This window comes from Shinella zoogloeoides, from assembly GCF_020883495.1.
Taxonomy (GTDB): Bacteria; Pseudomonadota; Alphaproteobacteria; order Rhizobiales; family Rhizobiaceae; genus Shinella; species Shinella zoogloeoides.
Genome location: NZ_CP086610.1, coordinates 3023341 through 3050000 on the forward strand (window position 1 = coordinate 3023341; position 26660 = coordinate 3050000).

The following is a 26660-nucleotide window of genomic DNA, read 5'->3' on the forward strand; positions in this document are numbered from 1 at the left end:
ACCTTTAACCGAGAAGCGCTTCCACCACGCCGGCGGCGGCAAGGACCTGGGCATCGGCTCCTCGCCGGCCCGAGACGAGGAGGCCGACCGGAAGATCGTCTGCATCGGTGCCGCACGGAAGCGAGACGCCACACCAGTCGAGGAAATTGCCGATCAGGGTGTTGCGCAGGGTCCTGCCGTTCATCTGGAAGAACAGGTCCTCGTCGTCGAGGAGCGGCTGGAGCGCCGGCGCAACATGGGGCAACGTCGGACTGAGAACGAGTTCAGCCGGCTCCAGTCGCGCCTCGAAGGCCGCGATCAGCCGTTCACGCGCGGCGAGGGTCTCGATATAATCGGATAGCGAGATTTTTGCGCCCAGCAGCGTGCGCTTGACAACGCGCGGATCCATATCGGCCGCCTGCGGGCCGGTAATACGCGCCTGATGGAGCACGAAGGCCTCGGCCGTGACCAGGGCGCCATGCCTCGCCATCAGGTCGAATATCTCGAAGAATTCCGGGAAGACGGCACGGCGTATGCGGGCACCCGCTCGGGAAAGCCGCTCCACCGCCGCCTCGAAAGCTGCGACCACCGCCGGCTCCGCACCGTCGAAGACAACCGTCTCAGGAATGACGAAGGCGAGGTCCGCAGCATTGAAGCGCGGCAGGACATCGACCGCCGGGAGCCCGCGCATCGCGGCATCCACCAGGGCCGCGTCCTGCACCGTGCGGCAGAGCGGACCGAGGGAATCGAGGCTTTTCGCCAGCGGAAACACTCCTTCCATCGAATAGCGGCCGCGCGTCGCCTTGTAGCCGACGACACCGTTGAAGGCGGCAGGAATGCGAACGGAACCGCCTGTATCGGTACCGATGGAGACGGGCACGAGGCCGGCGGCGACGGCGACGCCCGAGCCGGACGAAGAGCCGCCCGGAATCCGATGTTCACCAGCGGGCGACGCCGGGTTGCGGGGCGTGCCGTAATGCGGGTTGACGCCGAGGCCGGAAAAGGCGAACTCGCTCATGTTCACACGCCCGACGCTGACCATGCCCGCGCCCGCCAGCGCCTGCACCACCATCGCGTCGCGATCTGCGGGGGCGCCATGCTTCAGCACGCGTGAGCCGGCGGTCGTCGGCAGCCCCTCGATATCGAAAAGATCCTTCCATGCGACCGGCACGCCATCCAGCGGGCCGAGCGAACGGCCCTCCCGAAATCGCTTGCGGGCCGCTTCCGCCTCCCTCCTTGCCCGCACGGCCGTCACGCTCGTGAAGATCGCCTTGTCCGGATGCGCCGCGATGCCGGCCAGTGCCTCCTCCGCAAGGTCGACCGGATCGAGCGTTCCCGATTGCAGAAGTATGGAAAGCTGGGCGATCGAACGGGCCGGCATGGTCAGATATCCTTCTCCGCGCGCCCGACAAGCTGCATCCAGCGACGGACGAGATAGTTGTGTTCATCCATGGTGGTGTTCCAGACAGCAATGCCATTGGCGCGCTGCCAGTAGGAGCCGCCGCTGCGCACCGCACCGCGCTTGACGCGGACCTTGCCGTCAGGTCCAGGCAGGTCCTCGCGCGCGGCAAGCCCCTCGTACCAGTAGTCCCATTCCGCGGCCGTCATGTAGCGGCGCGAGCGTTCCGGCGTGGAAATGTAGTAGCCCTGGCGGGCCACCACCGCGCCGGGCCAACCCGATATCCACCAGTTGAGGTATTCATACGCCACATCGAGCATGCGACCCGAAAGGTGCCGGGAGAGGCACAATCCGCCATGCCATGCGCGATATCCTTCCGCCGGCGCGGCCTGCTCGACGGGAAAGCCTTCGCTGTTGAGGATGCCTATGCCCGTCGACCACATGCTCTGGATATCGGTCTCGCCGTCGATCATCAGGCTCGCGGCATCTTCCGCCGTGCGCCAGAAACCGCGGAAGAAGCCCGCCCTGCGCCGTGCCTCGAGGATATCGACCAGTTGGTCGATCTCGTCCACCGTCATGTTGCCGATATTGCCGAAGTCCATCAGTCCGGCGGCCTGCGCGGCAAGCGCCGCGTCGAAGATACCGATGGCCGGCTCGTCGACGAGGGCCGCCCGACCACTCCAGCGCTCATCCAGCAGAGCCGCCCAGCTCACCATTGGCGGCGCGTGCTCCAGCACGTCGCTGCGATAGGCGAAGCTATCGAAATTATGGGTCGTCGGCAGCATGGAGATGCGCCCCGTCGGCGTATCGCCAAGAGCAAGGCTCGGCTGCACATAGAGTTTGCGCGCCGGTACATCCCCCTGCCCCGTGCGGGCGCTCGGACCGATTCTGCCGATTTTCGTCAGGTCGTTGATCTCGTCCCACAAGGGAATGCGCGCAATCTCGATCGGCTGGATGGCACGCCAATACCAGACGATATCGAGATTGTGGAAGCACTGGTCGTAGATATCGTAGCTGTCAGGCTCCTGGGCGGCCTTGTGCTGGGTGACGATGAAATCGTTGTTGTCGAAACAGATATCGATGCCGAGGTCGGCCTCCGCCTTCACCCGCAATTCCTCCAGGAGGGAAATCGCGGTTCCGAGCACGCGCAGCTTCGGCCGTCCTGCCGTGTGGACGGCGGGGGCGGCAGGGGCCACTTTCGGGGAATGCTTGTTCATCAGGGACTCTGGGCGCTCCGGGTCTGTACTGCCGCCTCAGGCTGCGGGCGGATTCCGGTGCTTCCGGCAAGCGCGAAGGCGTTGAAGGACCGTTTCAACAGGTTCACGTCGAGACCGTCAACAATAAAGACAAGGCGCGAGGATCGCTCGACGGAGGGCCAGCCGGCCAGATGGACCGGCGGATGGACCAGATGCTGCACACCATGGATCGCGACCGGACGCTCCTCGCCCTCAAGCGCCAGAATGCCCTTCACCCGGAGCACCCGGCTGCCATGGCGATTGAGAAGCATGGTGAGCCAGACACCGAAACCCGTCCAGTCAATCGGCTCGTCGACGGCGATGACGAAAGACGAGATCGTCGTGTGCAGCGCCGCACCGTCCGCCCTAGCCGTCGGCATGGGAGCATCGCAGTAGAAGCCGCTCGGCGACTGCAACCCTGCCGCTCGCCGGGCCGTGTCCTCGCCGAAGAGAATTTCCGCGTCGGGTCCGTCTTCGCCGGCAATGGCGCGGAGCGCGTCCGGATTGAGCTCGTTCAGGCGCGACAGCAGGCGGGCAAGGTCCGCGCCGTCTTCGCAGAGGTCCGTCTTCGTGATGACGAGGCGGTCGGCGATCGCGGCCTGCCGGGTGGACTCCGCATAGGTATCGAGTTGCGAAAGGCCGTTCACCGCATCCACGGTCGTTACGACGCTTCCGGCGCGAAAATGGTGGCGTAGCACGGGATCGGACTTCAGCGTCGACAGGACCGGAAACGGATCTGCAAGTCCGGTGCTCTCGATGACGACGCGGGTGAATGGCGGGATGAGGCCGCGTTCGCGCCTGGAATGAAGATCGCGCAGCGCGTCGGACAACTCCCCGCGCACCGTGCAGCACACGCAGCCCGATTGCAGCAGAACCATCGTATCGTCGATACGTTCGACGAGATGGTGGTCAAGACCGACCTCGCCGAATTCATTGATCAGAACGGCGGTATCGGCAAGGGCAGGATCGGCCAGCAGGCGCTTCAGCAGCGTCGTCTTGCCGGAACCGAGAAAACCGGTGAGGAGATGGACGGGCGTGAAGGCCGGTATGTCAACCACCAGCGCCCTCCTCCATGCGTGCGATCAGCGCGGCATCGAGGGGATCGCAAACCCGCCCCGAAAGCCGCTCGGCCGCCGGCCAGAGATGGCCAAGATCCTCTATCATCTCGCTTTTGCCAGTGCGGGTGGCGAGCACGAAGGCCGATCCCTGCCAATCGGCAAGACTCATGCCGAAGGCGGCAAGCACGCGGTTCGCAGCCGAGACGCGACGGGCGCGCTCCCGCCGTCGGTCAAGCCGCTCGATATTACGGGTGAAGACGCCGGGCCGGGCCGCCGCGTCCGTCCAGTGCTCGTTCCCGCCGATGACGCCGCACAGCGAACACATGGCGCGTTCCTTTCAGATCACGGGCGGGAGCAGGCAAACCTGCCCCCGCCTCTGCATCACTTCTTGCGCGGGAAGCGCTTGGCGAAATCGTCGGCGATCTCGTTCATCGTGACGAACTTCACGCCCGGATGCTTGATCATATGGGCATAGAGCCGTTCCAGCATCATCAGCACCTGCGGTCGGCCCGCGACGTCGGGGTGAATGGTCAGCGGGAAGACGGCATAGTCCATCTCGCGGTAGACCCAGTCGAACTGGTCACGCCACATTTCCTCGATCTGGCGCGGATTGACGAAGCCGTGGCTGTTCGGCGACTTCTTGATGAACATCATCGGCGGCAGGTCGTCGAGATACCACGAGGCCGGGATTTCGATGAGGTCGGTTTCATGGCCGCGTTTCAGCGGCACCATCCAGTCGGACGGCTTGCGGGAATAATCGATCTTCGTCCAGCTATCGCCGACACGCACATAATAGGGCGTGAAGTCGTTGTGCATCAGCGAATGGTCGTACTTGATGCCGCGTTCCAGCAGCAGCTCGTTCGTGACGTTGGAGAACTCCCACCACGGGGCCACATACCCTGTCGGACGCTTGCCCGACAGCTTGGTCACCAGCTCGATGCATTTGTCGAGCACTTCCGTTTCCTGCTCGCGGGTCATTGCGATAGGATTCTCATGGGTATAGCCATGGATGCCGATCTCGTGGCCGGCATCTGCGACGGCCTGCATCTGCTCGGGGAAGGTCTCAATGGAGTGACCGGGGATGAACCAGGTCGTCTTGATACCGAAACGCTCGAAAAGCTTGAGCAGCCGCATGCTGCCGACCTCGCCGGCAAACAGGCCGCGCGAAATGTCATCGGGCGAATCCTCGCCGCCATAGGAGCCGAGCCATCCTGCAACGGCATCCACATCGACGCCGAAGCTGCACAAAATCTCTTTCGCCATTGGGATATCTCCTTGGTTTCCCTAAAATGCCTTGGGTGATCAATGGGCTGGAATGACCGTCGCCTCGGCTGGATTCCAGCTCAAGAGGACGGGCGTGCCGGCCGGGAAATCGTCTGGCCGGTACTTGTCGACATGGGCTTCGAGCGAAACCGCGCGCCCGTCGCCGAGCCGCGCCGTTAGATGCGCGATATGGCCGACGACCTCGGAGCGCTCGATACGGGCATCGACGCGGTTCTTCGCGCCGGCAAGCGCCGCAGCGCCCGCAGCATGCACCTCGATCGCCTCGGCCGGCACGACGAGGTTGACGCGGCCCTTGCTGGCGAGCGTGCCGTTGGCACGACCGGCAAGCGTGCCGATACCCGTCGTCACCACCACGTCCTCGCCCTCGTTGCCCGCGACCTCGCCCGACAGCACGGTATTGCGGCCGATGAACTGGGCGACGAAAGGCGTGTTCGGGCGGGTATAGAGCTGGTGCGGCGGGCTGATCTGCTCGACGCGGCCCTGGTTCATCACCACGATGCGGTCGGACAGCGCGAGCGCTTCCGACTGGGCATGGGTGACGAAAATGAAGGTCACGCCGAGGCTCTTCTGCAAAAGCTTCAGCTCGTTCTGGATCGCCTTGCGCAGGTTGGCATCGAGCGCGCCGAGCGGTTCGTCGAGCAGCAGGATATCCGGCTCGACGACAAGGCCGCGGGCAAGCGCGATACGCTGGCGCTGGCCGCCGGAAAGCTTTTCCGGCTTGCGCTCGGCGATATCCTCAAGGCCGAGCGTCGCCAGGATGCGGTCCACCTTCGCTTCGCGCTCGGCCTTGGCGACCCCCTTGACCTCCAGCCCGTACCCGACATTGCGCCGCACGCTCATATGCGGGAAGAGCGCATAGCTCTGGAAGATCATCGAGGTCGGGCGGCGCTGCGGCGGCACGTCGTTCATACGCTCGCCACGGATCAGCATGTCGCCCGAGGAGATGCTCTCGAAACCGGCGATCATGCGCAGCGTCGTCGTCTTGCCGCAGCCCGAAGGACCGAGGAAGGCGATGAACTCGCCCTTGGTGACGGACAAGTTGAAATCGATAACGGCGGGCGTGCCGTTATCGTAGACCTTGCCGACGGAGTTGAGTTCCAGATCGAAAATCATGGGGGAAATCTCCCGAATTGCCGGTCAGGGACCGGGGCCGCACGCCCCGGTCCGCTCGTCTTGGGATCAGGCGTTGAGGAATTCGTCCCACTTCTGGATGAGGTGGTCGTATTCTTCCGGCCACTGGTGCCAGTAGGCCACGTTCTTGGAACGTACTTCCAGCGAGCCCCCGTCGCGCAGGTCGCCCTCGCGAATGCCGCGCTGCTCCGGGCCGACCCAGGGCTTGCCCTCGTACCAGAAGCCATACTGTTCCGGCGGCATGACATCCCGGATATTGGTGGAGGGTGAATAGTAGCCCTGTTCGGAAACAGTGATGCCCGGCTCGCCCGACAGCCAGTAGTCGGCATAGGCGATGACGGCGTCACGGTTGGTCGTGCCGGCGATCATCGAAGGGCCGATGGCCCAGCCGCGATAGCCTTCCTTCGGCACAGCGTAACGGCAGGGCTTGCCCTGCGCCTTGACGGCCATCACTGCCGGCTGCCAGGCGTCGCTGACCACCATCTCACCCGAGGCCATCAGGTTCACCAGTTCGCCGAAATCACCCCAGAGCGCACGGAACTGCCCTTCCTTTTTCTTGGAAACGAGGAAGGCGGCCGCCTCGTCGATCTCGGCGGTCGTCGGGTTGCCGGGGTTCTTCACATCGGAAAGGCCGAGCGTATTCATCGCCATGATGGCCTGGCCGAAGGCGATGAGCGGGTCGGTGTTGAGGCCCGACTTGCCCTTCCACTTGGGGTCGAAGATCGCGGTCCAGGTATTGGCCTCCTCCTCGGAAAGCACATCCGGGTTGTAGCCGATGGAGTCGTAATTATAGACGGCGGGCACCATGTTGAGCACGGTCTGCGCCTCGTCCGCCCAGATCTGGCCGACGATCTGCGCGGAACGGTCCCACTTGTCGCTCGCGGTGGTGAAAGTATCGCGGATATTGGCCCAGTTCTTCAGCGAGGCCGCCGGGATTGTCTCGACATTATCGGTCATGACGATGGAGGGAAGGCGCTCGGCGATGATCTCCCAGCAGTCGTAATCCTTCGAGCCGGAAAGGATTTTCGTCTGCGCGTCGGGGAAGGTCGCGGCAGTGCCGGAGGTCCCGCCGACACCGGAGGCCTTCTTGAACTCTTCGAGGATGCGCTCCTGCACCGTCACCGAAAGGCCGATGGTGCGCAACTGCTGGCCGGCAAGGTCAGCGGCCTGCGCATAGGCCGCGCGCGAGGACAGGAAGGGCGTGCCGCCGCCCATCGCCAGCGCCATCACCCCGGCCGAGCGCTTGAGGAGCGAGCGGCGATTGATTTCCGACTTGAACATGTCTCTTCTCCAGTTGGTCTGTCGTTCCCCGGAGCCGCCTTGCGGCTCCCCCTTTTTCCGCCCTTTCGAAGCGGTTCAGTACCGGCCCACGAGAAGGCCGCCATCCACGACCAGCACCTGGCCGGTCATGTATCTCGCGCTGTCGGAGGCGAGGAACGCGGCGACATCCGCGATGTCCTCCCCCGTTCCGAGCCGCCCCATCGGAATAAATTCTGCCGCCTTCTCGGCCCCTGCCGGGCCGAGCGAGTTCTCCTCGGAAAGAAGCTGTGCGGTGCGGATGTAGCCGGGCGCGATGCCATTCACGCGCACGCCATCGCGCGCCATCTCCACAGCGAGACCACGCACCAGGCCGACGACACCGGACTTGGCCGCTGAATAATGCACGTGCTCGTCCCAGCCATAGGCGACGCCCATGATGGAGGAGAGCGCGACGACAGCGCCGGACTTGCGGGCGCGCATTCCGGGCGCGGCGGCGCGCACGAGGCGGAAGATGCCCTTGAGGTCGATATCGAAGGTGAGGTCCCATTTCTCGTCGGTGAGGTCGGCCAGCGGCGTGCGATGCGCGATGCCGGCATTGGCGACGATGACGTCGATGCGGCCGTGGCGGACCTCGATATCGCGAACCAGCGCGTCGGCCTCGGCCGTCGAACGGACGTCGTAGCGATGAAACTCGGCCGAGCCGCCGGCAGCGGAGATCGCCTCGGCCACCTCGCGGCCCTCCTTCTCGAGAATGTCGGTGACGACCACATGGTCACCAAGCGCGCCAAAGGCCTTCGCGGTGGCCGCGCCGATACCGATGCCGGCGCCTGTGACGATGACGATGCGTTTCTTCTCTGCGGTCATGAGAGCCTCCGAATTTCAAAGCATGACGTCGCCGGAATTGGGTCCGAGCGTTTGTCCAACGAAAAGGCTGGCGGCAGGAGATGCGAGGAAGGCGACAGTCTCGGCCACCTCCTCCGGCTCACCAAAGCGCCCGAGAGGAAGCTCGACCCGCTTGGCGGCGCGCCAGTCCTCCGAGAGCTGCATCACCAATGGCGTATTGATCGGGCCGGGCGCGACGGCGTTGACGCGCACGCCGCGAGCGGAAATCTCCCGGGCGAGCGCCTTGGTCATGCCGATGATGGCGGCCTTGGCGCCGGAATAATGCACCAGTTCAACGCCGCCGATCTGGCCGAGCTGCGAGGCGACGTTGACGATGACGCCCGCCCCCACCGCAAGCATTGCCGGCAGCACGGCCTTGGTCATCAGGAATGTGCCGCGCACATGCACGGCGAACATGCGGTCGAAATCGGCGGCCGAAAGGTTCTCGAACAGCGCCTGATGGGCAATACCGGCATTGTTGACGAGCAGCGAGACCTCGCCATGCGCTGCGACGGCGGCGGCATGAATGGCCGCAACATCCGCCTCGCTGGAGACGTCACCCGCCACGGCCACCGCCCGGCCGCCGGCAGCGCGGATATCATCCGCTACCGTTGCAGCGCGTTCCGCCGACAGATCGTTGACTGTAACCGCGTAGCCTTCGGCGGCGAGTTTCAGGGCGATCGCGCGGCCGATGCCGGAGCCCGCGCCGGTGACAAGAGCGCTCTCCACCATCACGCCTCCTCCTGGATCGCCATGCGCTTGGCGCGGCGCACCGACAGGCCCATCAGCACCGCGTAAGTTCCAAGCAGCGCGAAGGAGAACAGCGTCGTCAGCACGCCGAAGGCGAAGACGTTCGGATGCACTTCCACCGAGAAGGTGCCGTAGATGGCGAGCGGCAGCGTAAGGTCCCGGCCCGAAGCGAAGAGCGTGCGCGAGAACTCGTCATAGGAAAGCGTGAAGGCGAACAGCATGGCCGAGAGCACGCCGGGGAAGATCAGCGGGAATGTGATCTTGCGGAAGGTGCGCGCCGGGGTGACGCCGAGCGACCAGGCTGCCTCCTCCACGCTCGGGTCGAAGCGGTTGAAGATCGCCAGCATGACGAGGAACGCAAAGGGGAACGTATAGACGACGTGCAGCACGAAGGCCGTGCCCCACCAGTGCCGATCGATGCCGAGCGTATTGGCGACCAGCGCCATGCCGAGGCCGACGAGCACACCGGGCACCATCATGCCGAGCACGATGAGATAGAAGACGACGCCCGAGCCGCGGAACTTCCGCCGGAAGGCCTGTGCGGCGGTGACGCCGAGCACCGTCGAGACGATCATCGTCATCACCGCAAGCACCAGCGAACGCACGAGCGCCTGTTCGATCGGCAGCGGCGCGATGCGCGAGGGCGGGGTGAGACCGAAGAGATGCTTGTACCAATAGGTCGACCATTCGATGATCGGGAACTGCGGCCCGCCCTCCGGCCCGGTCTGGAAGGAGAGGATCGCAAGGACCGCGAGCGGGCCATAGAGGAAGACGATGAACAGCGCCGTATAGAAACCGAGGCCGAGCTTGATACCGGAAGCGTTCATGGCTCAAAGCTCCTTCCTGAGATCGACGACCCGCAGGAGCGCGGCGACGACCGCGCCCATAAGGATGGTCAGCACGACGCCGGCGACGGCGGCGAAAGCCCATTTCAGCGAACCGACCTGGGTAACGATGATATTGCCGAGCAGGTTGACCTTGCGGCCCGACAGGGCGGCGGAAGTGGCGAACTCGCCAAGCACCATGACGGAAACGAAGATCGCGCCCACCACCACGCCCGGCATGGAGAGCGGCAGAATGATGGTGCGGAAGATGCGCCAGAAGCCCGCGCCGAGATCCTGCGCCGCTTCGATGACCGAAGGATCGATGCGGCCGAGCATGAAGGCGATCGGGCCGACCATGAAGACGCAGTAGATCTGTGTCATGCCGATGATGACGGAAAGCTCGGAGAACAGCAGCACCTCGATCGGCTGCGTGATGACGCCGATCTTCATCAGTATCATGTTGATCGCCCCCTCCTTGCCGAGCATCGGCCGCCAGGCAAGCACACGGATGAGGAAGGAGGTCCAGAACGGGATGACGCAAAGCACGAGAAGCGCCGTCGAAAGGGTCTTGTTCTTGACGAACAGGCCCACGAAGAGCGCGGCCGGATACCCGACAAGCAGCGTCGAGACGAGTACGATCAGCCAGATGCGGATCGTGGTCCACAACGCGCCGAGATAGGTGTCGGACGTAAAGAAGGTGACCCAGCTCTTCAGGGTCAGCGTCGGCTCGATCTTGAAGGTGGTCTGCGTCCAGAAGGAAACATAGACCATCATCAGGATCGGTGCGACGAGGAAGAGCAGCATCCACAGGACACCGGGGGCGAGCAACAGGGCCGTACGGTCGGGCTGCTTGCGAGTGGAAGGCGCCGCCGTTCCGACGGACGTGTCATGGCTGGTGGCGGCCATCGTCATCTCTCATTCTCCGGGTGGACAGGGGCGGGACCGGCAAGGCGGCTCTCATACGAAGACAAGGGCATCCTCCCGCTTCCAGACGAGGGCATAGCGGGCCTTCTCCTCGAAGGTTTCGGGAGCGGCGTGGCTGAGATGGGTCTCCACCTCGAAGACGCGCCCGTCATCCAGCGTAAAGAAGGAGTTGATCGCCGCTCCGGAATATTCGCTGGCGACGAAGTTCGCCTCGATGCGCACCTCGTCGCCCGCCGTCGTCGCATCCCGGGGGCGGATCGCAACGCGGTCGTAGCGGATGGCGTAGGCGGGCGCGCCGGACGTCTGCCGCACACCGCCGAGCGCCAGACGGCCGACGGGGCTTTCGAAGGCATCGCCCGAAACAGCACCGGAGAAGATGTTGTAGCAATTGAGGAAGCGCGCGACATCGGCCGAGGCCGGACGGCTGTAAAGCGTCCCGGCATCGGAGGACTGGGCAATGCGGCCACGATCCAGCACCAGCACGGTGTCGCCCATGGCGAGCGCCTCCGTCTCCGAACCGGTGACATGCAGGAAGGTGACACCGCAGCGCTCGCGGATGGTGCGCAGCTCGCTCCGCATGCGAGTGCGAAGATTGGCATCGAGCGCCCCGAGCGGCTCGTCGAGCAGCACCATGCTCGGCTCGGTGACCAGCGTGCGGGCAAGCGCCACGCGCTGTTTCTGGCCACCGGAAATCTGGGTGACCGCCCGCTCTTCCAGGCCCGAAAGCCCGACAAGGCTGATCATGTCGCGCACCTTCGTGGCGACGGCCCTCGCATCCATCACCGGATCGACGGCGCGGTTCTCAAGGCCGAAGGCGATGTTCTGCGCCACGCTCAGATGCGGGAAGAGCGCGAAATTCTGAAAGACGAAGCCTATGCCCCGCTCATGCGGCGGCACACCATCGATGCGTCTGCCGGAAAAGAGGATCTCCCCGCCGTCCGGCTGCTCGAAACCGGCAATGACACGCAGCAGCGTCGTCTTGCCCGACCCGCTCGGGCCGAGCAGCGAGACATAGGAATTCTCCGATAGCGCCGCATCGATACCGGCCAGCGCCGGCACGCCGGAGAACGCCTTGTGCACATTCTTCAATTGGAGGACGGATGACACCTCTGTTCCCACCAGTTCCAGCCAGGACCTGTCGCGCAAGGCTCCGCAATCACCGGACGCAGAAAGGCGGCCGGAGAAGGCAAAAAGCGTCCGTTCACGCCTCGATCAGAGGCGCGGCGTAGCGTCGATCCTGAGCATTTCGTTTCGTTCCACCTACGACGCCTCTTTCGGGCGCCTTCACTTTCAAAACCATGACACAAATGGTTTTTGTATTCAATAGACTTTTTTCAGGAATTTCTATCGCGGCGCCGATTCAGCCGTCAAACGATGAAATTCTCACGGCAACGGCACATCTCGCAAACCCGAGACCGCCGAAAATCCCGCCATCCCGTGCGAATTATCGGCAAAATTCGTCGATTTTACCGATAACTTCTCAGCCACCGCGCCGGCGCAACACGAGTACCAATGACACACGGTACCGTTCCGACCCGCCTCCTCATTCAACAGAATTGCATATTTTGTATTCAATAATCATTTATGCCATTCTTCCCTTGCGGCGGAGAATACGGCAAAGTGCAGCCGCGCAAGACGGCCGACAGAGACGGAGCCCCATGAGAGACGAGCAGGCAGCCACAGGCACGCAGCGGCGCTATGCCATCGCCGAGGACGTGCTGCGCAGCAACATCGAGACGGGCACGCTGCCGCCCGGGCTGGTGCTGCTGGAGGGCCCGATCGCCGACATCCTGCAGACCTCTCGTGCGCCGGTGCAAAGGGCCCTGCAGGCGCTGGAGGCCGAGGGGCTTGTGCACCGCTTTTCCGGCCGCGGCTTTCTCGTCGGCCCGCCCGGCGCGCATATCGAGCCGAACCGCACCGATATCAAGGCGCTCGGGCTGATTGTGCCGCGCCATGCCGACGAGGCGTTGCAAAGCCGCTCCTCCTGGGAGCGCATCTACAACCAGGTCGAGGCGGATGTAGCAGGCTGCGTGGTCTTCGGGCGCTACCGTATTATCGAGATGGAAATCGCCAATCATTTCAACGTCAGTCGCACTGTCGTGCGCGACGTGCTGACACGCCTGCGCGAACGGGGGCTGGTGCGCAAGAACCAGTCCTCGCACTGGATCGCCGGCCCCCTCACCGCACAAACGGTCAAGGATCACTTTGTACTGCGCACGATGCTGGAGCCGCCGGCGATCCGCCTCGGCGCACGTGCCGTCAGCCCGGCGCGACTTGAGACGCTGCTGAGGCGCCTGCGCGCCACCGAGGAGGCGAGCGCCAGCGGCTCGCTGCAGGAAAGCGAGGCGCTCCAGAGCGAATTCATCGAGTGCTGCGTGCTCGCCGCACCGAACGAACGGCTGAAGGATCTGGTTCGCAACAACCTCCTGCCGGTGACCGCGACCGACCGGCTGCTGCGCCGCCTCGGCCTGCCGGGCGACCCCGCGATCATCACCGAACTGCGGCTGGTCGCCGAGCTTCTGCTGCGCGGAGCAACGGAATCGGCGGTCTCGATGATGGAGACCCATCTGGAAGCCTCGCTGAATCGCACCATCGCGCAGATGAAGATCGTCGCGATCATTCCTGGCCCCGGCGTAACCGCCGCCTATCTCACGCCCATTCTCGACTGAGGCCGCGCCGCCGTTTCCCGAAAACAGAACCGCCGCGTTCATCGCCCCGCTCCCTCTCAGGCCAGCGCTTCGCGCAGCCGCGCGAGATTCGCCTGACGCTCCTTGCGCGCCGCCAGCGCCTCCTCCATCGTCACCTCGACGAAACGGGTTGGCGTGTGTGGCTGAAGCTGGCCGATGAGGTCCATGTCGGCGGAAATGACCGTACCGACCATGAAATAGCCGCCGCCGGAGACGGCGTCGCGATGCAGGATGATCGGCTCCGTGCCGCCGGGCACCTGGATGGAACCATAAGGATAGCAGCTATCGACGATGTTCGAGGGATCGGACCCGGCCCCGAAGGGCTGCTCCCGCTCCACGAAATCGAGTTTGCGGCCCCCCTTGAAGCGATAGCCCATGCGGTCCGCCTCATTCGCCACCTTCCATTCATCGGCGAAGAAGTTCTGCTGCGCTTCCTCCGTTACGCGGTGCCAGTAGAGACCGGGCAGAACGCGCAGTTCCGCCGGCATGCCCGGCTTGCGTCGCAGCGCCCCGGGCACACTTCGACCTTCCCCGGCAAGGCTACCCACACCGACCGGCAGTTCGTCGCCGGCGGCCAGAGGGCGCCCCTTGTAACCGCCGAGCGCACCGATGGGATAGGTCGAGCGGCTGCCGAGCGCCACCGGCACGTCGATGCCGCCGGAAACGGCGATGCAGATCCGTGCGCCGGATTTCAGGAAATCGAAGGACAACACCTGACCGGCCTTCACTTTGAAGGCGGTCCAGCCGACCTGGAGAACGCCGTCGACCTTGGCCGGCATGTCCGCACCGGTGACGGCGACCAGCGCATCCTCGGTAAACTCGAGCTTCGGCCCGATAAACACGGCCTCCAGACCCGCCGCACCCTCGTCGTTGCCGACGAGCAGGTTCGCCGCGCGCATGGCAAAGCGGTCCATCGCCCCGCCAACGGGAATGCCCAGATGGAAATAGCCGGGACGGCCGAGGTCCTGGACGGTGGTCGCAAGACCGTGATGGAGAACCTTAATGGCCATTGATCATGCCCTCCAGCTTGGCGTTGTAGCCGTCGATATCCTTCTGGAATTCGCGCAGGTCAAAGCTGACCTCGCGGATCGGCGGCGCAAAACGGCCCTTGTCGACATCCTCGATGGCCTGGTCATAGGCCGCGCGATCGATCGACTTGAACTTCACGATGTCACCGGGACGGAAGAAGACCATGAAGTCACGCAGGTAGCTGGTCGTCTGCGTCGGGTCGAAGATCGGCATGGGCGTGATGCCGAACATCTGGTAACCGCCGGCACCGCGCACTGAATAGATGCAGCCGAAGCAGCCACCATGGCCGACCGTCAGCCGCGGTGTATCCGTGCGCGGGCGCAGGTATTTCGGCACCTGGATCTGCCGCTGGCGCTCCACCATCTGGTACATGAAAGGCAGGCCCGCGACGAAGCCGACCATGGAGACGAACCAGGGCGAACCGGAATGCGCGCCGACGAAATCGTCAACCGCACCGTAGCCGTTGATCCGCGCGGCATAGTCGAGATCAGTGCCCGTGGGCTCCTGATGGCGCTCGCGAAAGCGCATCAGGGTCTCATGCGTCCAGGGATCGTTGTAGAAGACCGGAATTTCGACGATGCGAGTCTTCAGCACCGGCTCAGCCTTCTCCGCCGCACCCTCGATCGCCTTCACTTCCTTCAGCACATCGTCCGGATGAATGATGTCGGGGTCGAACTTGACCTGGAAGGAGGCATTGGCCGGGCAGATTTCGGTAATGCCCCTGATCCCGCTTTCCCGCACACCCTTGGCCATGGAAAGGCTCTTGAAGAAGGCCTCCAGCGACATCTCCTCACTGCATTCGACGAAGAGGTGCTCGTCGCCCCCGAATGTATATCTGGTGCTCATCAGCCAACCTCCACAATCGCGCCGGCCCTTGCGGCGAATTCGGTTTCAAGCCAGTGTTCGAGGAAGCGCGTATCGAAAGCCCCGCGCGAGACGCTGGCATCGCCCGCGAGCGCCAGATGCAGCGGGATCGTGGTGGGAACGCCCTCGATCACCAATCCCTCGAGCGCAGCCTTCAGGCGTACAAGGCAGGCTTCACGCGTTTCACCCCAGACGATCAGCTTGCCGACGAGGGAGTCGTAAAAGGGTGGGATCGTATACCCCTCGTAGAGCATCGTATCGAAACGCACGCCCTCGCCCTCCGGCACGGCGAGCCGTGTGATCGTACCCGGCGCGGGCATGAAGCCTTTCGCCGGGTCCTCCGCATTGATGCGGCATTCGATGGCATGCCCCCTCACCGCCACATCCTCCTGACGGATCGACAACGGCGCGCCGCCGGCGATGCGGATCATCTCCTCGACGAGATCTATGCCGGTGATCATTTCGGTCACCGGATGCTCCACCTGGATACGGGTGTTCACCTCTATGAAATAGAATTCGCCCGTCGTCTCGTCATAGAGATATTCCACCGTGCCAGCGCCGCGGTAGCCGACCTCACGCGCGAGCGCCACGGCGCTCTCGCAAAGTCGCCCCCGCACGTCCGCCGGCAACAGGAAAGAGGGCGCTTCTTCCCAGACCTTCTGGCGGCGGCGCTGCAGCGAGCATTCCCGCTCGAAACAATGGATGAAGTTCCTTCCGTCACCGAGGATCTGCACCTCGACATGGCGCGCCCTGGTGATGACCTTCTCGAGATAGAGGCCACCGTCGCCGAAAGCGGCAAGCGCCTCGGCGGAGGCCTGTGGGAAATGGCGTTCGAGATCGGCGAGGTCGGCGGCGATGCGGATACCGCGACCGCCGCCGCCCGCTGCCGCCTTGATCATGATCGGAAAGCCGGTTTTCGCCGCCACGGCCCGGGCTTCCTCGATCGTCGCAAGGCGTCCGGCGCTACCCGGAACGGTCGGCACGCCTGCCCGGTCGGCAACACCGCGGGCGGCGACCTTATCGCCTAAAAGGCGGATCGCCTCACCTTTCGGGCCGATGAAGATCATGCCTGCGGCCTCGACAGCATCGGCAAAATCGGCATTCTCCGAGAGGAAGCCATAGCCGGGATGCACGGCATCGACACCGGCGGCTTTCGCCGCGTTCACCACGGCCGCAATGTTGAGATAGGACTTCTTCGGAGCCGGAGAGCCGATATCGATCGCCTCGTCCGCCAGCTTCACCGCCAACATGTCCGCATCGGCGGCGCTGTGCACCTGCACGGTACGGATACCAAGGGCCTTCGCCGCCCTGATGATGCGCACCGCGATCTCGCCGCGGTTGGCAACGAGGATCGAGCGGATCGTCATGCCTCCACCTCGGCAATGACCTGGCCGGCCATGACCGGCTCTTCGTTCTCGACGAGGAAGGTAATGTTCCGTCCCTCGACGCCGGCCGGCACCTCCTGGAAGGTCTTCATGACCTCGATAAGCCCGATCGCGTCGCCGCTCGTCACGCTGTCGCCATCCGCCTTGAACGGCGGCACATCCGGCGAGGAGGCCCGGTAGAAGGTGCCCGGCAGGGGCGATCTGATCTCGATCTTGCTCATGATGTCTCTCTCCACTTAATTAGGGCACTTGACCGGGTCAGCGCGCGGCGACGTCCGATACCGGGGCGATGCGGATGCCTGCCCCCACCAACGCCTCGCGCATCTGGCGCACGATCTCGAAGGCGCCGAGCGTGTCGGAATGGAAGCAGATGGATTCGAAGTCGATGGCGATGTCGTTGCCCGTGACGGTGCGCACCTTGCCCTCCTGGCAGGCGCGCAGGACCTTGCGGGCGATGGCGGCAGGATCGGGGCGTCCGGCATCGCGCGTGAAGACAATGGAGCCGCTGTCGTCGTAGTCCCGGTCGGCATAGAATTCGCGCACGACCGGCTGCCCCATCTCCGTGGCGGCGCGGAAGGTGGCCGAACCGCCCATGCAGAAGATGTAGGCGTTCGGTGCAACGGTGCGCATATATTCCACGAATATCCGCGAAAGCTCGGGATTGATCGCCATCTCCATGTAGAGCGCGCCATGCGGCTTCACATGCTGCAGGCGCACGCCATGGCGATGGGCGAATTCCCGGATGGCGCCGACCTGGTAGATCACGTCGTTGACGAGTTCCCGCGCCGTGCCGGCGATCTTGCGGCGGCCGAAACCCTGAAGATCGTTGTAACCGGGATGGGCACCGATCCCCACGCCATGCTCGGCCGCAAGCCGCACCGTCTCGTCCATCAGATTCGGGTCACCGGCATGAAAGCCGGCGGCAATGTTGGCAGAGCTGATCAGCGGCATCAGGCGCGCGTCGTCGGTATCGCCGACGCGCCAGCGGCCGAAAGCCTCGCCCATATCGCAATTGATGTCGACAACCTCACGCACGGTCTCTTCCCCATATGCTTTTTCTCGACGGAAGGTACGCTAGGCCCTTTACCTTCTTTTGAAAAATTCTATTTTTACATAACCAATTTCTGAAATTCAGAACACTCCGCCTAGTTTTACCGCATCGCAAAAACATGTGAAAACAATCGGATAACCTAGGACTGCCTGCCAGGGCGCACTTGCGTGCCCATTTCGTCATCGAAGGTTCTGATTTTTCGATATATGGCCGCGATAAATCAGAAGGATCAGTACAACCGTGACGCTCAGCCTCCGCCAGATCCGCTACTTCGTCGCCACCGCCGAACTTGGTCAGATATCGCAGGCCGCGATAGACCTCTCGATTTCCCAGTCGGCCATCACGACGGCCATAAAGGAGCTGGAACGGACCGTGGGTGTCGGCCTTTTCCTGCGCACCCCGCACGGGATGGATCTGACGCCCGCCGGGCGGCAGTTCCTTTCGCACGCCTACGAGATTCTGAAGAAGGTGGACGAGGCGACGCATCTCAATGTCGTCAGCAGCACGGTAGAGGGCACACTGACCGTCGCAGCGACCTATACCGTGATCGGCTATTTCCTGCCGCTGCACATCGAGCGGCTGCGCCGGCTCTTTCCAAAGTTGGAAATCCAGCTCTTCGAGCTCAACCGCGAATCCATCGAGGAAGGACTTCTGAGCAACCGCTACGATATGTCGGTGCTGCTGACCTCGAACATCCTCAACCCTGCGCTGGTAACCGAGAAGGTGCTCAGCTCGACGCGCCGGCTCTGGCTGCCTGCGGCGCATCCGCTGTTGCAGGCCGAAACGGTCGGCCTGAAGGAGATCGCCGACGAACCCTATATCATGCTGACGGTCGATGAAGCTGCCCATTCCGCCCTCAAATACTGGAGCGCGACCCCCTATCAGCCGCGTGTGATCCTGCGCACATCATCGGTGGAGGCGGTGCGCTCGCTGGTCGCCAACGGCCAGGGCGTCGCCATCCTCTCCGACATGGTGCACCGGCCCTGGTCGCTGGAGGGCAGGCGCATCGAGACGGTCAACATCAGCGACCCCGTGCCCGCCATGGACGTCGGCCTCGCCTGGCGACGGAACATGGAGCTGACGCCGCCCATGCTCGCCTTCCGCTCCTATTTCCAGCAGGCTTTCCACCTGCCGGAACGCTGACCCGTCGCCCGCGCTGCCATCAGCGCTCCCGCGTCAGCAGGTAGCTGCCGCTTTCGTGCAGCACGCTCGTCCAGCCCGGCTCGATAACGATGGTCGTCGTCACCTCCTCAATGATGGCCGGGCCGTGGATCCGTGCGCCTGCGCCAAACTTCGCGCCGTCATAGACCGGCGTCGACGTCGCCTTGCCGGACTGGTCAAAGATCGCGTCGCGATGACCCTTCAGCGCCTGCTCGGCCGTACCGCCGGCGGCGAGCGTCGGCGGGCGCACCTTCTCGATACGGCCGTAGAGCGTGGATTCTAGGTTCACCACCTCGACTGCGCTGTGGCGCTCGGCATAGGTGTAAAGCTCCTCGTGCCGGGCGTGGAAAGCATCCTTGACCTGCTCGATGGTCGTCTCGTCGATCGGGAAGGTGCCGATATCGACGGTGCATTCATGCACCTGCCCGACATAGCGCATGTCGATAGAGCGCTTGATATCGATGGCGTCAGGCACAAAGCCGTCGGCCTCAAGATGCAGGACACCCTTCGCCTCGATCTCCTGGAAGAGGCTGTCGATGCGCGTATAGGCGGCCGCATTGTCGAGACGCACGGGCGCCGGAGCCATGTAGTTGTACTTCACGTCGGAGATGATCTGGCCGAAAGCGCACAGGCCCGAGGCGAGCTTGGGCAGGATGATCGTGTCGATACCCATTTCCCGCGCCAACGCCGTGATGTGCGCCGCGGTCGCGCCCCCGGCTCCGACCAGCACGAAATCGCGAGGGTCGTAGCCGCGCTCGACCGAGACGCGCCGGATACCATTGACCATGTTGTTGTTGACGATGGCGAACATGCCATAGGCCGCCTGTTCGACGGAAATACCGAGGGGGTCGGCGACCCGCGCCGCCGCCGCCCGCGCCTTGCCGACATCGAGCGGCAGCTTGCCCCCGAGCAGCCCCTCGGGGTTGAGATAGCCGAGTACGAGATTGGCGTCGGACGTGGTGGGTTCAACGCCGCCCCGGCCATAGCAGGCCGGTCCCGGCTCCGAGCCGGCCGATTGCGGACCGACCTGAAGCAGGCCGAGCGGATCCACCCAGCCGATCGAGCCGCCACCCGCGCCCAGCGTTTCCACCTGGATCATCGGCACGCCGATGCGGTAGCGAAGGAAATCGATGTTCTTGTTGAGGTTGGTCTGACCGTTTCGGGTAAGCGTGATGTCGAAGGACGTACCGCCCATGTCGACGGTGATGACGTTCCTGTGGCCGAAGGGCGCACCCGCATAAAGGCCGGCCTGCGGCGCTGAGGCCGGGCCGGAGTTGATTGCGTAGACCGAGCGATCCGTCATCACCTGGCCGACCGCAAGCCCCCCGTTCGACTGGAAATACCGCACCGGCTGCTTGGCCCCGAGCGAACGGAAATAGGCGTCGACCGCCGTGATGTAGCGGCGCATGACGGGAGCGAGATAGGCATTCGTCACGGCTGTAGAGGTCCGCGTATATTCGCGCACCTGCGGGTAAAGTTCGCTGCCCACCGTCAGGATCGCATCCGGCATCATCTCGCGCACGATCTGCGCCGCGCGCCGCTCATGCGACGGATCGAGCACCGACCAGACGAAGGAAATTGCGACCGTCTCCACGCCTTCCTTCAAGAACAGCCGGCAGGCCTCGCGCACATCCTCCTCGTGCAGCGGCGTGCGAACCGAACCGTCGGACAGAATGCGCTCGCGTACGCCGCGCCGGAGGTAGCGTGGGACAAGCATCGTCGCGGCCGGATAATCCGGGTCGTAGCGGTAGCCATCCTCCTTGTGCCCATTGCGGATTTCGATGGAATCCTCGTGGCCCGCCGTGCAGATAAGCCCCGTCCTGCCACCGCGATGGGTGATGAGTGCATTGAGGCCGACGGTCGTTCCGTTGATGCAGAGGTCGCAGTTGGCGATGATCTCGCCAATCGGCTTTCCAAGGTCTGCCGCGATCAGCCCGAGACCGTTCTCGATCGCCCTGGTAGGATCGGATGGGGTGGAGAGGGCCTTGAACAGCTTGACCTCACCCGACGCCCGGTCGGCGATGACGAAGTCGGTGAAAGTGCCGCCGGCGTCGATGCCGAGGCGATAGGAGTGCATGGTCATGTCCGGTTTTCCTTAGAGAATGGCCCTGAGCCGTTCGGTCTCGGCCGCGTCGACCGCAAGGGTCTGCGAGTCCGCGATGGCGACGCCGTAATCGAGCCGTGCCCCCTCAATGGACACGAGGCCGTTGCGCACATCCGAGACGACCTTTTCCACCGGCCGCTCGAAGGGATTGCCGAAGCCGCCGCCGCCAGGGTTGAGATTGGTGATCGTCTCACCCGGCCGAATGGTCTCGATGATGTTCTTGCGCTCGACCTGGACCTTTCCATCGCGGCGCAATTCGACACGCCCTACCTTGGTGTCCGTCATGGCCGAGATCGCACCGGCCGCCCCCATCGCCGGAATACGGCGGCCCTCGCCGAATCCGATGCACAGCATGTCGCCGTTGAGCGGCTCAACCTCCCAGGCCGTGCCCGAACCACCGCGGAACTTCCCGGCGCCACCGGAATCGGTCATCAGAGAATAGCGGTGGATTACGATCGGATAAGAATACTCGAGCAGCTCCACGTCACCCGAGGTGAGCGCCCCGAAGCAGCATTCCGGGCCGACAGCATGCCAGCCGTCCTGCTTCGGGGTCGCCCCGCCGCCGGAGATGATGGTGGCAAGGACCATGGTTACGAACTCCTCGTTCGTGCGGGAGTCGCGCCCGGCAATATTGAGGCCGTTGGCATGTCCCCAGGAGGCCGAGACCTTGGAGGGCACTGCTTTCTCGAATGTCAACGGCGGAGTAAAAACCGGCCACGGGGCGGAGCAAAAGTCGGCCACTGTGGCGCCGGCCTGAGACGGCCGGGAGGGCGTAGCCCGAGCGGGGGTCTCAGGCCGGCGCGGCGATTTTTTGAGAGTAGTTTTAGCCGGCCTTTCGGGCTCGACTTTGAGCGAGGCGATAGCTGTCGCCGTTCATCTCGAGGATGTTGACGTGGTGGGTAACGCGATCGAGCAGAGCGCCGGTCAATCGTTCGGACCCCAGGGTTTCCGTCCATTCGTCAAATGGAAGATTGCTGGTGATCAGGGTGGCCCCGCGCTCGTAGCGTTGCGAGATCAGCTCGAACAGCAATTCCGCGCCGGTCTTTGACAGCGGCACAAAGCCCAGCTCGTCGATGATGAGCAGCTTGTAGCCGGCCATCTGTTTCTGGAACCGAAGAAGACGCCGTTCGTCGCGGGCCTCCATCATCTCGCTGACCAGGGCGGCCGCTGTCGTGAACCCGACGGACAGGCCTTTCTGGCACGCGGCCAGGCCGAGACCGAGCGCGACATGCGTCTTACCCGTGCCGCTCGGGCCCAGCGCAATGACGTTCTCCCGGCGCTCGATCCATTCACAGCGGGCCAGTTCCAGCACCTGCATCTTGTTCAGCTTGGGGATGGCTGTGAAGTCGAAGCTGTCGAGGCTTTTGACGATCGGGAATTTAGCCGCCTTGATCCGACGTTCGACCTTGCGGCGGTCCCGTTCGATCATCTCCCGTTCGGCAAGCCGGAACAGGTATCCGACATGATCGACGCCTTCGGTGGCGCATAACCGGGCCAGCTTCTGGTGCTCGCGCTGGAAGGTCGGCAGCTTCAGGGTCTTGAGATAGTGGGCGAGCAGGATGTCGGGTGCTTCGGTGCTCATGCCGCCTCTCCCGCATCAGACGACAGGAGGCGCATATACGCTTTCGCTGAGGTCTTCTCGACCGTCGCCCGCGGCAGGTAGGGATAGATCGACAGATCCAACCGCGGTGGCCGGCGCTCGACCCGGCACAGGATCAGATGCTTGACCGCATCGAAGCCGATCGCACCGAGCTGTATCGCCTGCTTCACGGCCGCATGCAGGTCCGCAAGGTCGAAGCTCTCCAGCAGGCGCAGAACCTGCACGTATTCCCGTCGGCCATGCTTTGCCATGCGGCCTTCCATCAGGCGGCGCAGCGTCGCGAACTCGTCCGGCAGGTTCCAGCCCTGGAGTGGAGCCGCCTGATCCAGCGCATTGATCTTCTGCTCGATCAGCGGCAGATAATGAACGGGATCGAAGACGACGTCTTCCCGTTCCCAGCATCGCGGATGACGGGCAATGATCTCGCCGCGGCAGCCGATCACCACCTCATTGACATAGCCCCGGACCCAGACGTCCTGATGGCCATAGGCGACCGGTACGGAATAGTCGTTGGTCTTGTAGCGCACCAGCGACTGGGCTGTCACCCTGGCGCTGGCCTGGTCGCAGGCATCGAAGGGAGACGCCGGTAACGGACGCATGGCCGCCAGATCACGCTGTAGCCGCTCCCCGATTGTCTCACTCTCACCGCGCAGCTTGTCGCGCTGGCGTTTGCGGCACTGCTCTTCCAGAAAGGCGTTGAACGCATCCCATGTCGCAAACTGCGGGATCGGCACCATAAAATTACGTCGGGCATAACCGACGAGTCCCTCGACATTCCCTTTATCGTTGCCCTTTCCCGGACGGCCATAGCGATCCCGGATCAGGTAGTGGGACAGGAAGCCGCTGAACAACGCCGCCCGCTTGCGTGTGCCGTCGGGCAGGATCTTGGCCACCAGGCAACGGTCATTGTCATAGACGATCGACTGCGGCACGGCCCCGAAGAAGGCGAATGCATGGATGTGGCCGTCGACCCAGGCCTCGGCCACCGCCGCAGGATAGGCCCGCACGTAGCAGCCGTCGCTATGCGGCAGATCCAGCACGAAGAAACGCGCCTTTTGCTCGACGCCGCCGATCACCACCGTCGCCTCGCCAAAGTCGGCCTGCGCATGGCCGGGCGGATGCGACAACGGCACGAACACCTCCTGCCGACGCTGATCCCGCTCGCGTATGTAGTCCTTGATGATCGTGTAGCCGCCGGTGAAACCGCACTCATCACGCAGGCGGTCGAACACACGCTTGGCAGTATGGCGTTGCTTTAGCGGCATCTTCAGATCTTCGTCGAGCCAATGCTCGATCGTCGAAACAAACGCATCCAGCTTCGGACGCCGGATCGGTGATCGACGCTGATAGCCGGGTGGTGTCGAATAGGCCAACATCTTGGCCACGGTCTCTCGCGAGATGTTGAAATGCTTCGCGGCCTGACGCTGCTTCATCCCTTCCGAAACAGCCAGGCGAACCCTCAAATAAAGTTCCACGGTGTAGATCCCCTGTCCCTCCTGCGATCATTGCAGAAAGGAAATAGGTGGCCGGATTTTACTCCGCCCGCGGCTGGATTATTCCGCCGCTACCGTGGCCGACTTTTCCACCGCCGCTCTCAATGACGAGGAGCCTGAGCGGGGATCTTCGCGCTCGAGTGATTGCGGCGATCGAAGAGGGGGGTTCAACCCGATAGGCGGCGCGTCGCTTCCGCGTCGGGATCGCGACGGCCGGGGCTTTGGTATCGGCGCTATCGTGAGACCGGCGAGACGGAGGCGCGCAAGCAGGGCCAGCCGTCACGCTCGAAGCTTGACGCCCACGAGGCTTTCATCCTCGGATTGATCGAGTCTGCGCCGGACATCACCCTTGCCGAGATTGGCGAACGCCTTTCCGCCGAGCGCGGAGTGCAGGCTGCACCCTCGACCCCCGGGGCATCACGTTCAAAAAAAGACGGCGCACGCCTCTGAACAGCAACGCCCCGATGTCCTGCGCCGCCGCGTAGCTTGGTTCGACAGCCAACTTGACCTCGATCCCAAGACGCTGATCTTCATCGACGAGACTGCCGCGTCCACGAAGATAGCGCGGCTGCGAGGGCGAGCACCTTGCGGCGAGCGATGCCGGGCGGCCGTTCCCCACGGCCATTGGAAGACGACCACCTTTACTACTGGGCTGCGACTGGACGGCATGGCGGCGCCAATGCTGCTCGGCGGCCCGATGAACGGTCTGGCCTTCCTGGCCTATGCCGAGCAGATTCTCGCGCCCACGCTTCCCCCCGGTGACGTCGTCGTCATGGACAATCTACCCGCTCACAAGATAAGCGGCGTGCGCGAAACCATCGAGAAGGTTGGGGCGCGGCTCCTGTACCTGCCGCCATACTCCCCTGACTTCAACCCGATCGAGATGGCCTTCTCGAAGCTCAAGGCCTTGCTCAGAAAGGCGGCGGCCAGGAGCATCGATGAACTCTGGTCCGTCGTCGCCAATTGTCTCTCCGCTTTCAACCCAGAGGAATGGCAGCACTATTTCGAGGCAGCCGGACATGACCCGGATTAAGTCGAAGATGCTCTAGGCTCCAGCCGCAGCCAATAACGGCCATTCCGACCTTGTGATTTTCCGCAATTTCAGCGGTTGCGGGTTCAAATCCCATGCAGAATTTGGTGTTTTCTATATCGTTGATTTGTAATGATATTTTTTGGAGGAATACCAACAAAACGCGTGGCTGTCAGTGGACGTCAGTGGAACTTGTGGACTGGCGGCAACAAAAAAGCCCCCGGATGACCGGGGGCTTTGGATTTCAATGGACTTCAGTGGAACAAAAACTTGGTTGCGGGGGCAGGATTTGAACCTGCGGCCTTCAGGTTATGAGCCTGACGAGCTACCGGGCTGCTCCACCCCGCGTTATTTGTTTAGTTTTGCATGCAAAAGGGCCGCTTTGAGGGCGGCCCGCTATCGGCTTGGGCCGAATGTGTGATGAGAAGACTGTTGATTGCCTTTAGCAGACCTGGCAGCGACCTACTCTCCCGCGTCTTAAGACGAAGTACCATTGGCGCTGGGGCGTTTCACGGCCGTGTTCGGAATGGGAACGGGTGCGGCCACCCCGCCATAACCACCAGGTCGGCTAAGGGCAATCAATGAGAAGCTGGTAGAAGGCAAAGCCTTCGTTTGTCTTGTTTTGTGAACACGTCTTTTCTTCTTTGGGCAACGGAGCATCGCTCCGCAAGGCCAGAGGCCGTCGCGCCTCGTGGCGCGGCCCGTCCGGAGCGCTTTGGCGCGTCAGGACAGAAGATATGGCTCATCGAATTTATTCGATGAGCATGAACAATGAGAACGATCAAGCCAATCGAGCTATTAGTACCGGTAAGCTTCACACATTGCTGCGCTTCCACACCCGGCCTATCAACGTGGTCGTCTTCCACGGCTCTCAAGGGAATACTCGTTTTCAGGTTGGTTTCCCGCTTAGATGCCTTCAGCGGTTATCCATTCCATATATAGCTACCCTGCTATGCCCTTGGCAGGACAACAGGTCCACCAGAGATATGTCCATCCCGGTCCTCTCGTACTAGGGACAGATCCTGTCAATATTCCTACACCCACGGCAGATAGGGACCGAACTGTCTCACGACGTTCTGAACCCAGCTCACGTACCGCTTTAATTGGCGAACAGCCAAACCCTTGGGACCTGCTCCAGCCCCAGGATGCGATGAGCCGACATCGAGGTGCCAAACAACCCCGTCGATATGGACTCTTGGGGGTCATCAGCCTGTTATCCCCGGCGTACCTTTTATCCGTTGAGCGATGGCCCTTCCACGCGGGACCACCGGATCACTATGACCGACTTTCGTCTCTGCTCGACTTGTCAGTCTCGCAGTCAGGCGGGCTTATGCCATTGCACTCGACGACCGATTTCCGACCGGTCTGAGCCCACCATCGCGCGCCTCCGTTACTCTTTCGGAGGCGACCGCCCCAGTCAAACTACCCACCATACACGGTCCCGGATCCGGATAACGGACCGCGGTTAGACATCCATGACGATAAGGGTGGTATTTCAAGGATGGCTCCACAGAAACTGGCGTCCCTGCT

At 63.2% G+C, this 26660-nt stretch carries 23 protein-coding genes, 1 tRNA gene, 2 rRNA genes and 1 pseudogene (1 of these 27 running past the window's edge); 3 read left to right on the top strand and 24 right to left on the bottom strand.

Going from position 1 to position 26660, the window contains the following annotated elements; translation table 11 throughout:
- Window positions 1–4: 4 nt before the first annotated feature.
- The 12 genes from K8M09_RS14915 to K8M09_RS14970 form a co-directional block, all read right to left on the bottom strand.
- On the bottom strand, window positions 5–1366 hold the full coding sequence (locus K8M09_RS14915; protein WP_160785329.1) for an amidase: 1362 nt from the start codon (window positions 1364–1366) through the stop codon (window positions 5–7).
- Complete coding sequence (locus tag K8M09_RS14920) at window positions 1363–2595, bottom strand: ABC transporter substrate-binding protein (RefSeq protein ID WP_160785038.1); 1233 nt, start codon at window positions 2593–2595, stop codon at window positions 1363–1365. The genes K8M09_RS14915 and K8M09_RS14920 overlap by 4 nt, the downstream gene beginning before the upstream one ends.
- The gene (locus K8M09_RS14925) at window positions 2595–3671 is read right to left on the bottom strand and encodes a CobW family GTP-binding protein (protein WP_160785037.1); all 1077 of its coding nucleotides are present in this window, start codon (window positions 3669–3671) and stop codon (window positions 2595–2597) included. Before K8M09_RS14925 ends, K8M09_RS14920 begins: the two co-directional genes overlap by 1 nt.
- Window positions 3664–3996, bottom strand: coding sequence for a hypothetical protein (locus K8M09_RS14930; RefSeq protein ID WP_160785036.1), 333 nt, complete (start codon window positions 3994–3996; stop codon window positions 3664–3666). The genes K8M09_RS14925 and K8M09_RS14930 overlap by 8 nt, the downstream gene beginning before the upstream one ends.
- A gap of 56 nt (window positions 3997–4052) precedes the next feature.
- The gene (locus tag K8M09_RS14935) at window positions 4053–4934 is read right to left on the bottom strand and encodes a polysaccharide deacetylase family protein (RefSeq protein WP_160785035.1); all 882 of its coding nucleotides are present in this window, start codon (window positions 4932–4934) and stop codon (window positions 4053–4055) included.
- Between the two features lie 39 nt (window positions 4935–4973).
- On the bottom strand, window positions 4974–6068 hold the full coding sequence (locus tag K8M09_RS14940; protein WP_160785034.1) for an ABC transporter ATP-binding protein: 1095 nt from the start codon (window positions 6066–6068) through the stop codon (window positions 4974–4976).
- A gap of 66 nt (window positions 6069–6134) precedes the next feature.
- Window positions 6135–7367 carry an ABC transporter substrate-binding protein gene (locus tag K8M09_RS14945; protein WP_160785033.1) on the bottom strand — a complete coding sequence of 411 codons (1233 nt, stop codon included), beginning with the start codon at window positions 7365–7367 and terminating at the stop codon, window positions 6135–6137.
- Between the two features lie 75 nt (window positions 7368–7442).
- The gene (locus tag K8M09_RS14950) at window positions 7443–8210 is read right to left on the bottom strand and encodes an SDR family NAD(P)-dependent oxidoreductase (protein ID WP_160785032.1); all 768 of its coding nucleotides are present in this window, start codon (window positions 8208–8210) and stop codon (window positions 7443–7445) included.
- A 15-nt stretch (window positions 8211–8225) separates the two neighbouring features.
- Window positions 8226–8960: an SDR family NAD(P)-dependent oxidoreductase gene (locus K8M09_RS14955; protein ID WP_160785031.1), complete on the bottom strand. Its 735-nt coding sequence runs from the start codon at window positions 8958–8960 to the stop codon at window positions 8226–8228.
- A complete protein-coding gene (locus K8M09_RS14960; RefSeq protein ID WP_160785030.1) occupies window positions 8960–9805 on the bottom strand; it encodes an ABC transporter permease in 846 nt (281 codons plus the stop codon). Before K8M09_RS14960 ends, K8M09_RS14955 begins: the two co-directional genes overlap by 1 nt.
- A gap of 3 nt (window positions 9806–9808) precedes the next feature.
- Window positions 9809–10714 (bottom strand): ABC transporter permease, encoded by a 906-nt coding sequence (locus K8M09_RS14965; protein WP_160785029.1) that lies wholly within the window; start codon window positions 10712–10714, stop codon window positions 9809–9811.
- Between the two features lie 45 nt (window positions 10715–10759).
- Window positions 10760–11833 carry an ABC transporter ATP-binding protein gene (locus K8M09_RS14970; RefSeq protein ID WP_160785028.1) on the bottom strand — a complete coding sequence of 358 codons (1074 nt, stop codon included), beginning with the start codon at window positions 11831–11833 and terminating at the stop codon, window positions 10760–10762.
- A gap of 551 nt (window positions 11834–12384) precedes the next feature.
- On the opposite strand from K8M09_RS14970, the gene K8M09_RS14975 reads away from it, so the two are divergent.
- On the top strand, window positions 12385–13395 hold the full coding sequence (locus tag K8M09_RS14975; RefSeq protein WP_160785027.1) for a GntR family transcriptional regulator: 1011 nt from the start codon (window positions 12385–12387) through the stop codon (window positions 13393–13395).
- A gap of 56 nt (window positions 13396–13451) precedes the next feature.
- On the opposite strand, the gene K8M09_RS14980 is transcribed toward K8M09_RS14975, so the two are convergent.
- From K8M09_RS14980 to K8M09_RS15000, 5 genes are read right to left on the bottom strand one after another with little or no spacing between them, the layout of a single operon-like run.
- A complete protein-coding gene (locus K8M09_RS14980; protein ID WP_160785026.1) occupies window positions 13452–14423 on the bottom strand; it encodes a 5-oxoprolinase subunit C family protein in 972 nt (323 codons plus the stop codon).
- Window positions 14413–15288 (bottom strand): 5-oxoprolinase subunit B family protein, encoded by an 876-nt coding sequence (locus tag K8M09_RS14985; RefSeq protein ID WP_160785025.1) that lies wholly within the window; start codon window positions 15286–15288, stop codon window positions 14413–14415. Before K8M09_RS14985 ends, K8M09_RS14980 begins: the two co-directional genes overlap by 11 nt.
- Window positions 15288–16673 carry an acetyl-CoA carboxylase biotin carboxylase subunit gene (locus tag K8M09_RS14990; RefSeq protein ID WP_160785024.1) on the bottom strand — a complete coding sequence of 462 codons (1386 nt, stop codon included), beginning with the start codon at window positions 16671–16673 and terminating at the stop codon, window positions 15288–15290. The genes K8M09_RS14985 and K8M09_RS14990 overlap by 1 nt, the downstream gene beginning before the upstream one ends.
- Window positions 16670–16912: an acetyl-CoA carboxylase gene (locus K8M09_RS14995; RefSeq protein WP_160785023.1), complete on the bottom strand. Its 243-nt coding sequence runs from the start codon at window positions 16910–16912 to the stop codon at window positions 16670–16672. The genes K8M09_RS14990 and K8M09_RS14995 overlap by 4 nt, the downstream gene beginning before the upstream one ends.
- Window positions 16913–16949: 37 nt before the next feature.
- Window positions 16950–17726, bottom strand: coding sequence for a 5-oxoprolinase subunit PxpA (locus K8M09_RS15000; RefSeq protein WP_160785022.1), 777 nt, complete (start codon window positions 17724–17726; stop codon window positions 16950–16952).
- 256 nt (window positions 17727–17982) lie between these two features.
- On the opposite strand from K8M09_RS15000, the gene K8M09_RS15005 reads away from it, so the two are divergent.
- Window positions 17983–18885: a LysR family transcriptional regulator gene (locus K8M09_RS15005; protein WP_160785021.1), complete on the top strand. Its 903-nt coding sequence runs from the start codon at window positions 17983–17985 to the stop codon at window positions 18883–18885.
- A 19-nt stretch (window positions 18886–18904) separates the two neighbouring features.
- On the opposite strand, the gene capA is transcribed toward K8M09_RS15005, so the two are convergent.
- The 4 genes from capA to istA all read right to left on the bottom strand — a co-directional run bounded on the left by capA (window position 18905) and on the right by istA (window position 24082).
- On the bottom strand, window positions 18905–20986 hold the full coding sequence (capA, locus tag K8M09_RS15010; protein WP_160785020.1) for a caprolactamase subunit alpha: 2082 nt from the start codon (window positions 20984–20986) through the stop codon (window positions 18905–18907).
- Between the two features lie 12 nt (window positions 20987–20998).
- Window positions 20999–21685, bottom strand: a complete 687-nt coding sequence (locus K8M09_RS15015; RefSeq protein WP_229341917.1) for a hydantoinase B/oxoprolinase family protein — start codon at window positions 21683–21685, stop codon at window positions 20999–21001.
- A 145-nt stretch (window positions 21686–21830) separates the two neighbouring features.
- A complete protein-coding gene (gene istB, locus K8M09_RS15020) occupies window positions 21831–22589 on the bottom strand; it encodes an IS21-like element helper ATPase IstB (RefSeq protein ID WP_229341919.1) in 759 nt (252 codons plus the stop codon).
- Window positions 22586–24082, bottom strand: coding sequence for an IS21 family transposase (istA, locus tag K8M09_RS15025; RefSeq protein ID WP_382379779.1), 1497 nt, complete (start codon window positions 24080–24082; stop codon window positions 22586–22588). The genes istB and istA overlap by 4 nt, the downstream gene beginning before the upstream one ends.
- Window positions 24083–24204: 122 nt before the next feature.
- On the opposite strand from istA, the pseudogene K8M09_RS15030 reads away from it, so the two are divergent.
- A pseudogene (locus K8M09_RS15030) lies at window positions 24205–25133 on the top strand (IS630 family transposase).
- 268 nt (window positions 25134–25401) lie between these two features.
- Here the strand turns inward: K8M09_RS15030 and K8M09_RS15035 are convergent.
- The 3 genes from K8M09_RS15035 to K8M09_RS15045 all read right to left on the bottom strand — a co-directional run.
- A tRNA-Met gene (locus tag K8M09_RS15035) sits at window positions 25402–25478 on the bottom strand.
- Between the two features lie 101 nt (window positions 25479–25579).
- Window positions 25580–25694: ribosomal RNA gene (gene rrf, locus K8M09_RS15040) — 5S ribosomal RNA — on the bottom strand.
- A 213-nt stretch (window positions 25695–25907) separates the two neighbouring features.
- Window positions 25908–26660, bottom strand: a 23S ribosomal RNA gene (locus K8M09_RS15045); it runs 2044 nt beyond the window's last position.

What these genes read in the sequence shown, in the direction of transcription:
- K8M09_RS14980 (WP_160785026.1), bottom strand. Translation starts at nt 14,423, where the DNA reads ATGGCCATTAAGGTTCTCCATCACGGTCTTGCGACCACCGTCCAGGAC.
- K8M09_RS14990 (WP_160785024.1), bottom strand. Translation starts at nt 16,673, where the DNA reads ATGACGATCCGCTCGATCCTCGTTGCCAACCGCGGCGAGATCGCGGTG.
- K8M09_RS14985 (WP_160785025.1), bottom strand. Translation starts at nt 15,288, where the DNA reads ATGAGCACCAGATATACATTCGGGGGCGACGAGCACCTCTTCGTCGAA.
- K8M09_RS14935 (WP_160785035.1), bottom strand. Translation starts at nt 4,934, where the DNA reads ATGGCGAAAGAGATTTTGTGCAGCTTCGGCGTCGATGTGGATGCCGTT.
- K8M09_RS14920 (WP_160785038.1), bottom strand. Translation starts at nt 2,595, where the DNA reads ATGAACAAGCATTCCCCGAAAGTGGCCCCTGCCGCCCCCGCCGTCCAC.
- K8M09_RS14965 (WP_160785029.1), bottom strand. Translation starts at nt 10,714, where the DNA reads ATGACGATGGCCGCCACCAGCCATGACACGTCCGTCGGAACGGCGGCG.
- K8M09_RS14940 (WP_160785034.1), bottom strand. Translation starts at nt 6,068, where the DNA reads ATGATTTTCGATCTGGAACTCAACTCCGTCGGCAAGGTCTACGATAAC.
- K8M09_RS14945 (WP_160785033.1), bottom strand. Translation starts at nt 7,367, where the DNA reads ATGTTCAAGTCGGAAATCAATCGCCGCTCGCTCCTCAAGCGCTCGGCC.
- K8M09_RS14960 (WP_160785030.1), bottom strand. Translation starts at nt 9,805, where the DNA reads ATGAACGCTTCCGGTATCAAGCTCGGCCTCGGTTTCTATACGGCGCTG.
- K8M09_RS14975 (WP_160785027.1), top strand. Translation starts at nt 12,385, where the DNA reads ATGAGAGACGAGCAGGCAGCCACAGGCACGCAGCGGCGCTATGCCATC.
- K8M09_RS14930 (WP_160785036.1), bottom strand. Translation starts at nt 3,996, where the DNA reads ATGTGTTCGCTGTGCGGCGTCATCGGCGGGAACGAGCACTGGACGGAC.
- K8M09_RS14995 (WP_160785023.1), bottom strand. Translation starts at nt 16,912, where the DNA reads ATGAGCAAGATCGAGATCAGATCGCCCCTGCCGGGCACCTTCTACCGG.
- istB (WP_229341919.1), bottom strand. Translation starts at nt 22,589, where the DNA reads ATGAGCACCGAAGCACCCGACATCCTGCTCGCCCACTATCTCAAGACC.
- capA (WP_160785020.1), bottom strand. Translation starts at nt 20,986, where the DNA reads ATGACCATGCACTCCTATCGCCTCGGCATCGACGCCGGCGGCACTTTC.
- K8M09_RS14955 (WP_160785031.1), bottom strand. Translation starts at nt 8,960, where the DNA reads ATGGTGGAGAGCGCTCTTGTCACCGGCGCGGGCTCCGGCATCGGCCGC.
- K8M09_RS14950 (WP_160785032.1), bottom strand. Translation starts at nt 8,210, where the DNA reads ATGACCGCAGAGAAGAAACGCATCGTCATCGTCACAGGCGCCGGCATC.